The organism is Chromobacterium haemolyticum DSM 19808, assembly GCF_000711885.1.
Lineage (GTDB): Bacteria > Pseudomonadota > Gammaproteobacteria > Burkholderiales > Chromobacteriaceae > Chromobacterium > Chromobacterium haemolyticum.
In genome coordinates, this window is sequence record NZ_JONK01000037.1 from 1 (window position 1) to 13,973 (window position 13,973).

Annotated in this window: 15 protein-coding genes and 1 pseudogene; 4 read left to right on the forward strand and 12 right to left on the reverse strand. The window is 49.7% G+C overall.

Going from position 1 to position 13,973, the window contains the following annotated elements; translation table 11 throughout:
* Nucleotides 1-247, reverse strand: a 247-nt coding sequence (locus BR71_RS23755) for a transposase (RefSeq protein WP_156038828.1), incomplete at its 3' end; no start/stop codon positions are given.
* A 449-nt stretch (nucleotides 248-696) separates the two neighbouring features.
* On the opposite strand from BR71_RS23755, the gene BR71_RS24300 reads away from it, so the two are divergent.
* Nucleotides 697-1,281: a hypothetical protein gene (locus BR71_RS24300; RefSeq protein ID WP_156039026.1), complete on the forward strand. Its 585-nt coding sequence runs from the start codon at nucleotides 697-699 to the stop codon at nucleotides 1,279-1,281.
* A gap of 518 nt (nucleotides 1,282-1,799) precedes the next feature.
* A complete protein-coding gene (locus BR71_RS24305; RefSeq protein ID WP_156039027.1) occupies nucleotides 1,800-2,075 on the forward strand; it encodes a hypothetical protein in 276 nt (91 codons plus the stop codon).
* A 50-nt stretch (nucleotides 2,076-2,125) separates the two neighbouring features.
* On the opposite strand, the gene BR71_RS17735 is transcribed toward BR71_RS24305, so the two are convergent.
* Nucleotides 2,126-3,264 (reverse strand): IS3 family transposase gene (locus BR71_RS17735; protein ID WP_425265951.1). Its coding sequence is split into 2 segments (ribosomal slippage): nucleotides 2,126-3,006 and nucleotides 3,006-3,264, totalling 1,140 coding nucleotides; the frame shifts between segments, so codons are not numbered across the junction.
* Between the two features lie 286 nt (nucleotides 3,265-3,550).
* On the opposite strand from BR71_RS17735, the gene BR71_RS23760 reads away from it, so the two are divergent.
* Nucleotides 3,551-3,961, forward strand: a complete 411-nt coding sequence (locus BR71_RS23760; RefSeq protein ID WP_162179230.1) for a DUF805 domain-containing protein — start codon at nucleotides 3,551-3,553, stop codon at nucleotides 3,959-3,961.
* Between the two features lie 302 nt (nucleotides 3,962-4,263).
* Here the strand turns inward: BR71_RS23760 and BR71_RS24860 are convergent.
* From BR71_RS24860 to BR71_RS17765, 5 genes and pseudogenes are all read right to left on the reverse strand, one after another.
* Nucleotides 4,264-4,419, reverse strand: a pseudogene (locus BR71_RS24860) (IS481 family transposase); the annotation flags it as partial.
* A gap of 93 nt (nucleotides 4,420-4,512) precedes the next feature.
* A complete protein-coding gene (locus BR71_RS24310) occupies nucleotides 4,513-5,001 on the reverse strand; it encodes a hypothetical protein (RefSeq protein WP_156039029.1) in 489 nt (162 codons plus the stop codon).
* Between the two features lie 217 nt (nucleotides 5,002-5,218).
* Nucleotides 5,219-5,902 (reverse strand): type IV toxin-antitoxin system AbiEi family antitoxin domain-containing protein, encoded by a 684-nt coding sequence (locus BR71_RS17755; protein WP_052370779.1) that lies wholly within the window; start codon nucleotides 5,900-5,902, stop codon nucleotides 5,219-5,221.
* A gap of 104 nt (nucleotides 5,903-6,006) precedes the next feature.
* Nucleotides 6,007-6,186 (reverse strand): type IV toxin-antitoxin system AbiEi family antitoxin domain-containing protein, encoded by a 180-nt coding sequence (locus BR71_RS25145; protein WP_043640683.1) that lies wholly within the window; start codon nucleotides 6,184-6,186, stop codon nucleotides 6,007-6,009.
* Nucleotides 6,187-6,272: 86 nt separating this feature from the next.
* Nucleotides 6,273-7,226 carry an RHS repeat domain-containing protein gene (locus BR71_RS17765; RefSeq protein ID WP_081862724.1) on the reverse strand — a complete coding sequence of 318 codons (954 nt, stop codon included), beginning with the start codon at nucleotides 7,224-7,226 and terminating at the stop codon, nucleotides 6,273-6,275.
* A gap of 723 nt (nucleotides 7,227-7,949) precedes the next feature.
* Here BR71_RS17765 and BR71_RS23765 point away from each other — a divergent pair.
* Nucleotides 7,950-8,306 carry a helix-turn-helix domain-containing protein gene (locus BR71_RS23765; RefSeq protein WP_043640689.1) on the forward strand — a complete coding sequence of 119 codons (357 nt, stop codon included), beginning with the start codon at nucleotides 7,950-7,952 and terminating at the stop codon, nucleotides 8,304-8,306.
* A 219-nt stretch (nucleotides 8,307-8,525) separates the two neighbouring features.
* Here the strand turns inward: BR71_RS23765 and BR71_RS24315 are convergent, their stop codons facing one another.
* Genes BR71_RS24315 through BR71_RS17785 form a run of 5 tightly spaced genes read right to left on the reverse strand, consistent with a single transcriptional unit; the run spans nucleotide 8,526 to nucleotide 13,819 of the window.
* Nucleotides 8,526-8,984, reverse strand: a complete 459-nt coding sequence (locus BR71_RS24315) for a hypothetical protein (RefSeq protein ID WP_156039030.1) — start codon at nucleotides 8,982-8,984, stop codon at nucleotides 8,526-8,528.
* Between the two features lie 35 nt (nucleotides 8,985-9,019).
* The gene (locus tag BR71_RS24320; RefSeq protein ID WP_156039031.1) at nucleotides 9,020-11,047 is read right to left on the reverse strand and encodes a hypothetical protein; all 2,028 of its coding nucleotides are present in this window, start codon (nucleotides 11,045-11,047) and stop codon (nucleotides 9,020-9,022) included.
* The gene (locus BR71_RS17780) at nucleotides 11,044-12,639 is read right to left on the reverse strand and encodes a tyrosine-type recombinase/integrase (protein ID WP_081862725.1); all 1,596 of its coding nucleotides are present in this window, start codon (nucleotides 12,637-12,639) and stop codon (nucleotides 11,044-11,046) included. Before BR71_RS17780 ends, BR71_RS24320 begins: the two co-directional genes overlap by 4 nt.
* Entirely contained in the window at nucleotides 12,636-13,394 is a 759-nt protein-coding gene (locus BR71_RS23770) for a tyrosine-type recombinase/integrase (protein ID WP_341860355.1), read from the reverse strand. The genes BR71_RS17780 and BR71_RS23770 overlap by 4 nt, the downstream gene beginning before the upstream one ends.
* On the reverse strand, nucleotides 13,313-13,819 hold the full coding sequence (locus tag BR71_RS17785) for a hypothetical protein (RefSeq protein WP_043640698.1): 507 nt from the start codon (nucleotides 13,817-13,819) through the stop codon (nucleotides 13,313-13,315). The genes BR71_RS23770 and BR71_RS17785 overlap by 82 nt, the downstream gene beginning before the upstream one ends.
* Nucleotides 13,820-13,973 lie beyond the last annotated feature (154 nt).

Sequence of the window (13,973 nt, forward strand, 5' to 3'; positions counted from 1 at the left end):
GTAGGCGGTCCCAAATGCCTAGCGCTTGCCAATCGCGCAGTCTTCGCCAGCAGGTCATACCGCTGCCAAAACCGAGTTCCTGTGGGAGGTCCTCCCAAGGAATGCCGGTAGTGAGAACAAACAAGATGCCGTTGAGGGCGGCAAAATCATCCAACCGCGGCCGCCCACCCCGGCGGGAACGCGGTGGTGGAGGAAGTAGTGGTTGCAATGACTTCCAGAGCTTCTGACTGACGACTTTCCGTTTCATCTTCGCCAAATGCGGGCATACGCATCTGACATCAAGAGGTTTTGTTAGCGGGTCTAAATAGGGTATAGCTATGACAAAACAAAGGCAAAAAAAATGCCCCTTCAAGGGGCATTTTTGAGGTAAGAAAGCTCTTTATCCGCTAACTATGTATTCCTTCTTGGGGGGAATAACTAATAAGTGGGCTTTTTTGTATTAATTCAACAGTGGTTTTAGGTGTGGCAATAGGGTTGGCGATCAATGGGCTGCCAAAGTGTCGATACAGAAATGGGTTGTCAGAGTCGTAGAGATAGTCCGATAGATGCTTGATGGGTGTGTGTGCCTGGTAGGCATTTTTTATAGCACTTTCTAAAATTTTCTATTGAGCCAGGCAGTGTGATTATTTATCATCGTCAGCGGTGCTTTTTTGAGACCATGCCTTTTTTAAATATAACTGTGAATAGGGTCAGTAAATGAGTTTGCGCTTTGTCTTGGCTTTAGTGGGCATGGTATCTGCTTTTACTCTTGCTGCTTGTAGTGGTGATGTAAGTAAAAACGATACCAAAAAAATAAATGCTAGCAATGCTGGTGCTGAAAACAACCAAAAGGGGGTTGCTATTTTAAACGGCAAGGCAGAAGTAGCCATGCCTAAAAAATTTACAAAGATGCCCCAGTCCATTTTAGACGTTAAATATCCAGCAACGAGTAATAGACCTCAAGAAGCGTGGTTTGATGCTGAGGTGGACGGTAAAGTCTCGTTTGCTTTTAATTTGACAAATACATCGGCCAAAGAAGAGCAGTTGCCCATGCTGGCAGAAGCATTGCAAAATCAAATGAGCGCATATTCTCCAGTTGTAAAAGATGTAGAAGTGAATGGCAAGAAAATGATGCGCCTAGAAATGACTACACCTGCGGGCGATGATGTTAATATTTTTAATGTCATGCAGATATCTAGTCTCGATGGAAAGCTACTAATATCAACGTTTAATGTGACAGAAGATATGAAGAAAAAATATGCCGAGATGGGCAAGCAAGTTCTTTCAACTTTGGTATATTAATTTATGGGGTTTCTGTAATCTTTGCTTCAAGGAGATTCGTGCGGTAATAAGTTATTGTAGTGAAAAGTAGTGCGTGATCTTTGTTTCTCCTCCACGGCTTTGCGCGCATATTCATATGCGCGCTTTTTTTAGCGTGGAGAGTGATCAGTTTAGGATTTGAAAGCGGTTTTATAGAATAAAACATGTGCCCATGCGTAATGAGGTGCGATAGTTGTATGTAAATTTTCTGGCATCTATTTTGACTCGGATACATTAAGTGGGCAAGGCTGCTCATACTTTAGTTATCAATAGTAATATTTCTGTTTGATCTTATTTTGATAAGATGTTTAGGGGGCAATTTCTCTAAACGGTAACGCCGCGCTTTGTTACCTATTTGAAGGCTTCAATCTTGAATGCTTAGAGGGGCGCCAGTTGCTCATGACTCCTCTTTCTCAAAGCTAGTGTGAGGCTTTCGTGGTATCTAGGAAAGCGAGGATGATTCAGGATGTTTGAAAATATATGAAAAGGATTTTTTCGATATGTGGTGTGCAATTATTTCTTTTTTTATAAGTTTTTTTTCTGTTGTTTATCCTATAACCACTCTTGGTCTTTATGCTAGCTTTGATGGTTCTCATTTTGGAGTGTCGCTGCTTTTTTCCATAATTGGCTTAATCATGGCAGCCATTTCAATAGTAAAAAATAAACCATTGGGTTGGGTGGCTAGAATAGGAGTAATCTATGCATCCTCTGCCTATGCAATTGTTATTTCTGTGTTGGTCTTTAGATTTTTTATTGCTAGCATGGGTTATCTGTAAGCGAGCCTGATCTGCCCCCTCCAGCCATACCAGCGATAAGGAGAGAAGTCCTAGGTTTGCATGGTAGTGGTACTGCTTGATAGTTCGGTGGTCCGCTGCTGGCGATAGCGTGCCGCAAACACTGCTGGTGGTATGCGGCCAATCGAACCGTGTGGGCGAACCTGGTTGTAGTCGTCCCGCCAAGCCGCAATGATCTGCCGCGCTTCTGCCAACGAATCGAAGACATGTTCATTCAGGCACTCATCGCGGAATCTGGCGTTGAAACTTTCAACGTAACCATTCTGCATCGGTCGACCCGGCTGAATCAGAATGTGCCGGATACCATGCGTTCGCGCCCACCCCATAAACACACGACTGGTGAACTCTGGCCCATTATCCGTCCTGACTGCCAACGGATAGCCGCGAAATTGCGCTACCTGATCCAGCATGCGCGTGACGTATTGGCCAGACATCGAGAAATCTACCGCAACCTGCTCCGCCTCGTGGCTGAAGTCATCGGCTACCGTCAGGCATTTCAAGCGTCGGCCACAGGCTAACTGGTCGCTGACAAAATCCATGCTCCACACCTCGTTCAACTGCGTGGCCGCCTGCAGTGGCGTACGCACGCCAGTGAGCTTGCGCCGGCGGTTGTGTCGCCTGACGGCCAGGCCCTGCTCGCGGTACAAGCGGTAAACCCGTTTGTGATTGATGCCAGGGAATTCGTGACGCAGCAGATCATGCACCCGCCGGTAGCCAAAACGGCGGCGTGTCTGCGCGATGTTGACGATGCGAGCCGTCAGCTGATACGTCAGCGCATCCGCCTGTGGCGGATGCCGCCAGGCATCTCGGGAGAGTCCCACAAGCCGGCTGGCGCGGCGCTCTGAGAGCGTTAATCCACTGCTCAACATCACGCTAATGGCCTGCCGCTTGGCCTGCGGGGCTAACGCTTTACCCCGAAGGCGACCTTGAGGGCTTCAATGTCGAGATGGGCCTCGGCCAGCAACTTCTTGAGACGGGCGTTCTTGGCCTCCAGATCTCGGGCGCGCTGAAGCTCGGAGACATTCATGCCGCCGTATTTACTGCGCCACTTAATATAGAAGGTGGCCTCGGAGAAACTGCCCTGCCGGCAGACCTCTTTGATGGCCATGCCCAGTTCGGCCTGCTTGAGAAAGCCAATGATCTGTTCTTCGGTGAATCTGCTCTTCTTCATGTCCGTCATTCTCCTTCAGTGACGGACTTCTCTCTACTTTTGATTGGTAAGGCCTAAGGGGAACAGATCAAGCCGCCTTCAGCTTGGCGTAACGGAATGATATGTGAAACATAACCTGTGTTTTTTCGAAAATAATATATGGAAATATTTTTCACAACTGACTATATTGTGCCCTTGGTTTCTTGGTGTGGTGAAGACTTTTTGATATGCACCATATTGGAAGGCATATTTTAGATTGTTTTTGCCGATCAGAAGTGTATTGTTTGCGTAATAGATGGAGAGTGTCGTGACAAATAAAGTTGTTGTAAGTCAAAACCTAGGTCGTGATTTGAGCTCATTCGGTTGGTTTGTTTTTGCACTAAAAAATTTTGCAAATTTTAACGGGCGAGCCAGGCGGAAAGAATTTTGGTATTATACGTTGTTTTCAGGTGTAGCAATCATGTTGATTTCTTTGGTTTCACAGGCGATTGCATTGTCTGCCCTAGCTTCACAGGAAATTGGCGGTGTTATTACGCTTTTTATTTGCCTTCCTTTGTATTTTGCCTCATTCAGTGCTTTTATTCGTAGACTTCACGATGTAGGCCGTAGTGGTTGGTGGGTGTGGGTGCCTATAGTCCCCTTTGTTTTTGCTTTTTTTGATTCGGAAGCAGGAACGAATCAGTATGGCCCAAGTCCGAAATATGATTTAGTTAAGTAAACTCAACAATACGTTGTGGTGCCAAAAATGCTTGGCTGTTTTGTGATAAAGTTGCAAAATGAACAAAGCTGAATGGCACCACTTTAATTGTAGAAGTTCAGGCTTGATCTGACAGCCTCTCGGTTTGACGGCGGCCGATTGTCAGATCAATTTAGCTTGTTGACCTTTTTCCTCGATTCCGATTTGCCTTCGATAAAGGTTTGCAACGGCGTACGGCCGCATCACATCTTTCCCTGGAGGGTTGGTTCTGTATTGTAGTGGTGAGTACCGCACTCGGTCAGGATGCGCAGTACGCCCATCTAATGCTCAGCAAGAAACGGCAGGACTCGGTCGTTGAGCAGATCCGTTCCGATACTCGGTGTCTTGGTGGTGTACTGCTTGGCACAGGCTACGTTGCTGTAGGAATCGACGAAGGTCTGCTGGTAGATTCGCCCGACGCCTTTGATCGTACCTAAGAATTGCTGGCGGAATTCATGCGAATACTCAGGTATGGCTGGAGGGGCAGATCAGGTTTCTTGGAAACTGAGTTTACTTCATCGATTGTGAGCCAATTAGCATTGGTATGGTAAGTGAAGATGGCCAGCATGGGCTCGCCAAGCGGCAAGAAAAGCGCGTGCATCATGCAAAGCATGGTGCCAAGCTTGGCCTGGCACTGCATGGTAGGCGGAGACCGTGCGATGAAACGGAGCTTCCAACTGACTCAGATCCAGCCGTGACGTTAAGTTGGCAGGTAAGCTGCCATCAAGCGCATCAATAAGCAGTTCATAGTCGACCTGATGATCACAGGCGAGTGTGACCGCTTCAGATAGTTCTGCAAACCATTGCTTGATGACTTGGCGCAGCCGATCCCGGTCCAGGACTGGTACGCCGGGCCGAGCAAGCCGCGGCAGTACTGCTTCTCGGGTAAACGCGCTGCAGCGCTCTACACCAAAGTCGCTTCGCTCGATGTACAGCTCTCGGCCATCTTCTGTCACCAGCGCAATGCTGATTAGCTCGATATCAATGAAGTCAGTAAACTCGCAGTCGAGGAAAACCACCATCTCATCGATTCCTTTACAAATTGCTCTTATATGAGGCGTGGGGACTCGCTGCTCACGCTGGTTATGATCTGTTATGAATTTAGCATTAAATGGCCGGTAAATCGCAAGCTGTAGGGTTGGCTCCTGCCTTAATAGAAGGAGGGCTTCCGCTACAGCCCGGACCTTCATCGGAATAACTAGGTCAGCTTTTTGATGGTGTGATCTACTCGAGCAATTTCTACAAGCCTCGCGCCCAGTCATACCCTGACTCGCGGCGCAGTTTGCAAACCATCCTGACCACGGTCACTTTTGTGCAGTGCTCGAGCATCTCGTCAAGAATGGTCCTCCTTAGGTTGCGCATCGTCAGCATCAGGTTTCGAACCTCTTCTAGTGATTGCCCCCGTCCCAGTTGGCTGACCAACTCAACAAGGGCCCGCTCAGGAAGTGACACCATTACATCGGGGTGTCGACCAGGTACAGGCTTTAGCCATTTTCCATAGGGCACCCCATCGTCGAATAGCCGGGTAGTTTGGTAGTCATAGAGCGTGACATTTCGTATCCAGGCAGGAAACGGGTAATGGGCCTGCCCCCACAGGACGAGCCGCTCCCTGAACATGACGTTATGGCGAACTCCTTGCCAATCAAGCGCCGTTTTGCCCCCCACATGAAGGCCGGAGATACGCCGGCTCAGATACGCGATGGTACCCTCTGGGGAGGGGGCATCGCCGGTCAATAGATAGGCACCCACCGACAGCCGATATAGCCACCCCAGCTTAACCAGCTGTAAAGCCAGCGGGACGCTTACCCCTAGATCTCGTAGTAAACGGGAATCCATGGGCTGACTTCTGGGGGCCTCACGCATCAGCCGTTGCACCACCATAGCAATCTGCGCCGGTTCGAGCAGGGCTAATGGCTTGGACACGGGCTTCTTTCCGAAGGGCCTCGATATTTACTGGCTGCTTGCGAAACCCGTTTGCCAATCCGTTTGTCGGGCTCACTGGCAATATATCTAAGCGGTAATATCATTTATTCATAGCCGGTCCCCTGCGAGTAGTAGATCCCATGTGAAAGCCGCTGCAGCCTGCCGGCTTTTACCATGTAGGTCGCCTGCGCAGGGTAGACACCGAAGTCACGTAACATGCCGATATCGATTGGCAGCCCATGTGGAGCTGTTTGCATCAAGTGCTGTGCGGTCCTGTTTGCCATGCTTTCGTGATGTTATTTACTTGCTGTTGCTTGAAAGATTTTTCTAACTATTGGGATTTTTTAACGCAACGTTGACCTGAACGTAATTAATAGTAGATGTACTTTCGTTCCCAAATCATGGCACCAAAGGAACCGTCTTTATGCACATCGTACTCCTGCACCAGAACTTTACGCGTGTTGTTGCCGCGGCGGTCCGTTAGAAAAGTGTAAACCTGACGCAAATTGACTTGGCCTTGCTTATCGACCTCATGCTCGGAGCGGATTTTACCTTGTGGGGTGTACTCCTTGATCGAGGATGGTGTCGCCGCCCAACGCTGCCATTGGCCGTCGATAAACACCTCAGTGAAAGTACTCTGTTGCCAGTTGCCATCGGACAGTGGAGCACGTAGCCAAGACGAGCGAATTTGCAGGCGCCGATTCAATGTATGCAGCCCTGTTATGGTCTCGACTTGCAAAGGGCCGCCACCAGGCCCAGGTGTCATTTCCCACTGGCGAGACTCCAACTGGCAGTCTCGTCCATACATCGCTATTTCTCGTTCTCCCACCTTATAACGACGACTCGGATCATAGACAGCGGTAGTAATCGAGGTTTTCTGCCACTTTCCATCGCCGAGTTGGGACACTGTTACGGCTTCAGAGTCCAGCCGATCACCGCCATTGATGGTGTAATGGTAGTCGTCCTGATAGGTCACGGGCTGGTTTAGATAGGTCGTTAGACGTCCTTGTGTGTTGTAGCCAAACTGGTCTGGTTGACCACCCTCCCGGCTCCTACGAATCAGCCGGCCGTGAGCGTCAAAGTCGTACTTGTCCTGCCAAATCTTTTTTTTCTTCCTCAGTAAGCCGACATTTGGCTTGAATCCTGTTTCGTACAGCGTTTCAACCATATGCTTCACACCTTGCGGCTGTTTTCCTTCGTTTTCATATGCTAGTTCAACCCAGTCAGGTGTCGGCAACATGCACCATGGAAGTTCAGCCGCTTGAGCTAGGGCAGGCAAAGCAGCACACATCATAGCTCGGAAAGTATTGGCAATCAGACTCATGAGAAATTCCTGAATCAACAATGAAGGAGAAAGGGAGGAACTGCCGATTCTTGATCAGTAGCGCTACTGCACAAGCACATGGGGATCAAGGCTGACAGAGGCAATCATGGGGCGGTTCATAGACAACGGGAACATCCAGTACCGGCTCACAAGTCCATTCGGTAAACCACTCGGCAGGGGCTTCCGGTCTGGGTTGCCAAGGCTGGCAAGGCTGAGCAACCCCGTCAACTCCGAAGTGGCAGAACCAAGTCACTCCGTTGACACGGTAACTTCTGATGGAGTGGATCAGTTCAAGTCGACTAACCTCGTCGCCTCCACCTGACATATGCAGCCGATACACCCGGTAGGTTCCGTTACACAATTGGCGGACTATCTCGAACAAATGTTCGGGCGACGGCACCAAGAAGCTATTCAGCAAATCCCGTTCATCTCGCTGATCGTGGCGACACTCGACCAAGAAACAGGGCGACTCAGAGGAAACCCCAACGCAGCGCCAGGGTAGGTAGGGTTGAACCAACCGTCGCCGCGTGGGCTGTTCCTCTGCCCAACTGGGCGTGGTTAACAACATCAGTAATTCCTTTGATTGGCCGCGCAACACACTCTCGTTGTGCGTCTCACAAAAAATAGAACACTATAGGTGGCAATGCCACATTGTGAGATGTTAACAGAATGCGCCGATAAGACCACCATTCTTGTGGTTAACAGACATCAGGCGTCGTTTCAGTGACTGGACAGAATGAGAGGGAATTTGCCAGAAGTCTTGGGCGATCAATTGCAGATGCAAGGCGTGCAAAAGGGCTGACGCAAGAGAAGTTGGCAGACGTTATCGGTGTGGAGCAGGAGAGCATCAGTCGGCTAGAGCGAGGGGTAACGTTACCTTCCTTATCGCGGTTAATGCACATCGCGGATGTCTTAGCGGTACCTATTGCCAGCTTGATCCGCTCCAGTTCTGGAAGGTCTGTCGATCAGGCCCAAGACTTAGTGGAAAAATTGAATGAACTCAGCGGGGAGGATCGGGCTTGGGTGCGCCGCTGGGTCGACGAAATATGTAGCAAGTTGGCTTTACAAAATAAGAAGTAGCCGTCGTATGAGAATACCGGTTGCTTGGCCTTGGCAAGACTGGGGCAGCAACGACTTACAAAGCAGTCAGCCACCGACCATTGCGTGCCCGCCTGCACAACGAAGTCGTCAACTGTAGGGTAGGATTGCCTACAGTAGCCGGGGCGATTTGGTGGGTAGGGCAATGCTGCTTGTCGTCACTACTGTCAGGAGGATACTCTGTGTAAATTGGAATCAGCCTCAGGAGTTTTTACCTTTCCTCTGCTTATGCTGGCTGTTTTTCAAAAGCGGGTCTGTCTGTTGGCGGGATGGGGGAGTGAGGGGGTGCTCCAATTGCTCTTGAGTAACACCATAACGAATAGCATTGCCTAAATAACACAATAGCAGCTCATCGTATTCATGCAACCTGGCTTGCAGTTCTTCATTTTCATTCTTCAATTGCTCCAACTTCTGCTCAAGCACAATGTGCTCTGGTAGGCGCTGTGGAGGTTTTTTTCCGGTTTTGAGTTGAGAACGACAGGCCGCAATCTTATTTTCATACGCCTGCTTGATCTGTGGATGTGACTGAAGAGTTTGTCGGCTCCATTGGTGATGTAACTCCTGCGCGACAAGGCTAACTATTTTTTCCCATGTCGGCGGAGTTGGGTTTGCCCACTCTTTAATCAGGGTGGCAATGTGCAATATTTGTCGTTCGGTCAAGTGTCGTCGCTGAGCAGACTTTCGAAGCGGCATGTTTATTCCGTTTCTACTGAAATAGAAGGTTTTGGATCGCCTAAATGAATTAGCGTGCCGTCCGGTATATTTTGATCGTTATGCAAGTTAATGATGGTATCCAGTCGGCTAAGTGCAATTTTTTGGTGCTCAAGCCAATTATTTACTCCGTAGGCCTGTACTTCCTCTGCAGACTCCGCCAGATTTAGCAGTACTTCTGTATCCTGTTTCAGGGCAAGGGCACGAATCTTCTGATCTTCATTTCCTTTGTCAACTAAGTGTTCATCACATGTCATGCAAGACCGATGCTTCGGGCAGGGGAGGGCTGACCAATCGTGTAGGCAAATCCCTAGATCGGTTACGTGTGCTGTAGTTGTCAATGAGCTGATAAATTCGTCACGTCTTACCGGGTCTTTAATGCGAATGATGGTGTCCTGCATTAATCCTTTTATTTCAATATTTTGTAGTTTATTATGAATGCTTGCTGCGAGTTGTACCCCGGTCATGTGATTGTAGGCTGAATTTTGCCTGATATCCTTTCGGCCCATCCAGCGTGCGATTTCTAGCTGAGAGAGCCCCCCTTCGTTAGCCAAGGTATTCAGCCAGTGGCGAAACTGATGTGAGGTGACCATGAGTGGTTCACCATTTTTTTCGTAATAGCCTAATCTGTCAAAAATCGATAAGCCCATATTGCGACCCACGATATAGTCACTGATCTGTCCATCGGTTAGCAGTGTTGCCGTACCATTCAATGTTCCTCTTTGTGACCCCAGGAAATTAATGCCTACCACAAATAGACACTCAGACAGACCATAGTGCCCTTGTCCTTGCGGGAAAATATCTTGTTGCCCGGACTGCAAAGCGAGATAAAATTCTAAGTCGCTTTTAGCGATAGCTTGGATTAAGCGCTCTTTTCCTTGCTTTTTAACTAATGGTAGATTAGTTGTTTTGACGAACAGTCTGGCTGATGTATGATTTGCGAGGCCGACGATTTGTGCAACTTCATCCATACTGAATAGAGAGCCGGGCGGCGTCGAATGCCATGGTTCAGGTAGCAAAGTTCTATTCGGATTGCTCGCGATAAACTGAGCGATGGCCCAAAATGGTTCGGTAATGCGTTGAATGTCATTAATTGCCCGCTTGGCCACATCCACCATGACGGTTGGCAGCCATTTGGTTTGCGTCTCGGTGTGCCCCCCTTTTTCTGGGATGTAACGTATTCCACATCGCACTGCGAGTTTTCCGTTCTGGTCAAGCAGCGGGACGTTATTCGTATCCTTCAGTTGTTCTTCCCGCCAACATTCACGGGGTATGGTCAACAATTCGTTGATGCGAAATCCTCCACAGACAAGCAGATCGATTGCTCGTTGACGCAACAGATCACGATCTTCCAAATCCTTTCTATTGGAGATGTCCGCCAGGGCATTCATTACTTCTTCAGATGGTAGTTTGCGGTTGCGGTGTTCGTTAAATTCCTTGCCCACTCGAGCCCCGATGGCGCCACTAGCGTCGCTATTGCGTGGCACCGGATTTTTCCAATCAATCCGTATAGGAACCAGGCGATGCTTGTCTAGTAGCTTGGCTATTTCCGAAAGTTTGATGCCAATGCGATAAGCTGAGGAGTGCTGCTCCGACTGCAAGCAACGGTTGATGGCGTTATCAAAGTCCGCAGGAACCAATGCCGTCGGTGTATTTCCTCTATCCCTTAGTGCCTCGAGCAGGTAGCGCTGGGCACGTATTGCGACCATATGATCCAATGTCGCCAATCCTTTTTTCGCATGGCTCTCCCGGTAGCAAATAAAAGATTTCACGAATGAAGAAAAAGGCTCTGGAAATGGTTCCGCGTTTTTTGCTGTAGTTTTTGTGGCGAAATTGGCATTGAACCAAATTCGTTCAATCTTGCGACCACTACTGGCTCGTGATTTTTTTGGCACTTCCCAGTACATGGCATCCCAATGGATTGGGCCAAAAGGAATATTGGAGCGGGAAGTGTCGATAAACTTTACCAAGTTGAGCTCGGCCGCCTTATGCGCTGCTGTTTGAAATTTCATCGATCATCCTCCATGTTGCGGGACATTTGGCATTGCAGAACTACCTGAGCGACAGCGCGAATGGTGGTGTCATGCATTTGAGTCATTTTTGGATCTGCACCACGTGAAAGATGCGCATCTCGATCAGCAATAAGCCAATCCAGTACTGCTTCATGTGGTGCATCGTGCCAAGCTTGAAATTTAAAGCACGTATAGCAAGCGATGGGTGCCGATAAGCCGCAAAATCCAAAACTGCCACAGGTGCCGATGTTTTTCAATTGATGATCATTGTGGTCCAAGAATTTGATACGACTGGCGGGGTCATTGCCGCGGGGTGCTTCGCTTTCCGAGGGGATCAGCATGCCCATGAATGCCTGCGCCACAGGGGCTAATCGTAGCGCCAAGGCCTTGTCGAGGCGCACGACAACATCCGAACGTGTATTGAAATACACCATGACGTGCTGGAGGTCGGTGTGATCCAGTGCCTCGGCCAGCTCCATAGGGGAGGCCCCTTCCTGTACCAGTCGGGTTGCGAAGGTATAGCGCAAGCGGCGAGGGGTCAGGTGGAGTGGTCCTCCAGCTGCCGATTTGAGATCAAGAGTGGTTACGATAAGGTAGAGTGCATTATTGAACCATTGGTTATCTCTGCGATATGCATCGGATTCGAAGTCAGTGTCCAGAAGAGCCTCTTTAGGGACTTCACGTCGGAATAGCGACTGGGCAAAGCGAATTGGATTGTGCTCTAGCAAAGCCAATCGTCTAGCGCGGGTATTTTGCTCGATCAATTGCTCCAGTAACTGACCGATTTCCGGTACTAGCGAGCGGGTTTTGAAACCACTGCGCTCATTGACGTGGCCTTTCTTGATTCGTGGCAGGCGGAGCTCATAAATAAAGCTACCGTCAGCCTGCTTGGTTGTGAGCAAGTCCTCCTCGTTCAGGAGGATGAGATTTTTGGGATTTGTACCAAAAGCAATAAACAGCCATGCTGCCGCAAGCAGCTCAATACTCAGTGTGGCGGTTTCACCAGCACGGTGCAGGTGTGCTATCAGGGCTTCTATTTCAACCTGACGCAGGGGGCCCTCATCGGGATCGTCGCGTAATACTGCCGCACCTTTCAGGTTGCCACCAATGGTGCGGTTCTCCAGTTCCGCTGCGACTTCTTCGTCGAATCCTTCGCATTGGGCATCGGTGCACCACAGATACCAACGACGGTATGCGTCTAGGTAATTAGAAACTGTTCCTAAAGAAACGGTTTCTCTCAAGTGCTTGTGCAGCACTTCAAATAATATAATGTCGTATTTCGTGGGGTCATTAATATTGGTGGCTGTATTACTTGCGGCAATGAAACATGCCTTTAGCCAATTGAATTGTCCAAAAACATAGCGTGGGTTGCTTCGGCGAATGAAATTTCGGAAGTACGCCTCAGTGGATATTAATATGGGGCCTTGCTGTAACGGCATTAGATCCCAGTTCAACACTTCCATCGCACTCAACCGCCATTGTGTACCCGAGGTATCGATGCTTGCACCTGAAAGGGCAATGACCGCCGTCTGGTCATCGGCTTCCGATGAGGTATCGGTGGAATTGAATGTAGATTGCATAGAGTGATTCATTTCTTCCAACCCTTCTGCTGCATTCGCAATAGTTTCTTGTTGGCGGCATTCCGTATGGCGCGTCTGGCATAGCGGAGTGGCATCGTTGAAGCTGGGCTCCAGCCCATCGCATATTTTTGATCGCGCAGACTTATTTCTGGATCACCGCCTTCTTCCTCATTCAATTCGACCCAGCGATCGTTCCAGTCATGACGCAAAAGGTGATGGCACAGACCGGCCAGGATCGGATAATGGCGACGTAGCTTCTCAACGACTTTACGGAAACCGCGGCTGCCTAGCGGTTCGCCACGATTATTGACAAAGAGGTATGGATGCTTGGCTGCCGCAGGAAACTGCTGCCGATTTGCCCGGTGGCGCGTGATCCATTCATCAAGCAAATCACGCAGCTTGGTATCAAGGAGTAGCAGGCGTCCGAAAGTCTTGGTTGCAGGTGCGGGGGTGCGGGGCTCTTCCGGATCATCGTGGCGGCGATGAATGGTGAGCGATGCTGGCTCGACACTGAAGTCCACATCCCTTGTCTTGAGTCCGAGCACTTCGCCGCCGCGTGGGCCAAGCTCAAACTCGAGTTGCAACATCACGTAATTACGGAATTGGAGCTGCGGCTTGAAAGGGTTGTCACAACAGCCAGGCTCGATGACCCGTAAGAACAGTGCACGTTGCTCTGGCGTGAAGCCTAGGCGCTCTCCAGGGACGACTGAAGCATCTCGCCGTCGACGGTGCGTGCGCGCTGGAGAAAGCTCTGCAGGGCTCCCAATGCGGCATCCCGGCGTGAGTCGTCAACGATCCGCGAAATGATGGGTTCGGGTACCCAGCGAATGTAATCGGTAGCCACCCGAAATCGTAGCGCTGCATAGCCAGGGCCGACTACGCGTAGTGTCCCAATCTTCTGCGTCCGGCGACAGTAATCGGATAGTGCTACCAACTCCTCCTGGCTTAGGAACTGACGTTTGGCTGCCCGTTCGTCGAGCTGGATACCATGCTTAGCAAAGAAAGTGTAAGCAAGGGCTAAGGCGGAGAGCCGTTGGCGGATGCTGCTGGCTTTCAGGCCCTTTGGCCGGAACTGGGTCAGGACAAAACGGGTTGCGATGGGAACCGGTAGTCCGAGGGGGCTACCGGACACGAGCAGGGGGATGTGTTCACCGGACTGCATCCGCACTTCTCGAATGAAAAACGTGGTCACCGCACTTCTCCTGACTCATCAGATGACAGGACTTTACGACAGCAGCACGGTTCCGGTGATGTGAATTATGGGCGTAAAGAAAAAGACCGGAAAAACCAAGTGCAATCTATTGATTACACAGAGTATTTCCAGTCTAATTTAACAATCTAACATG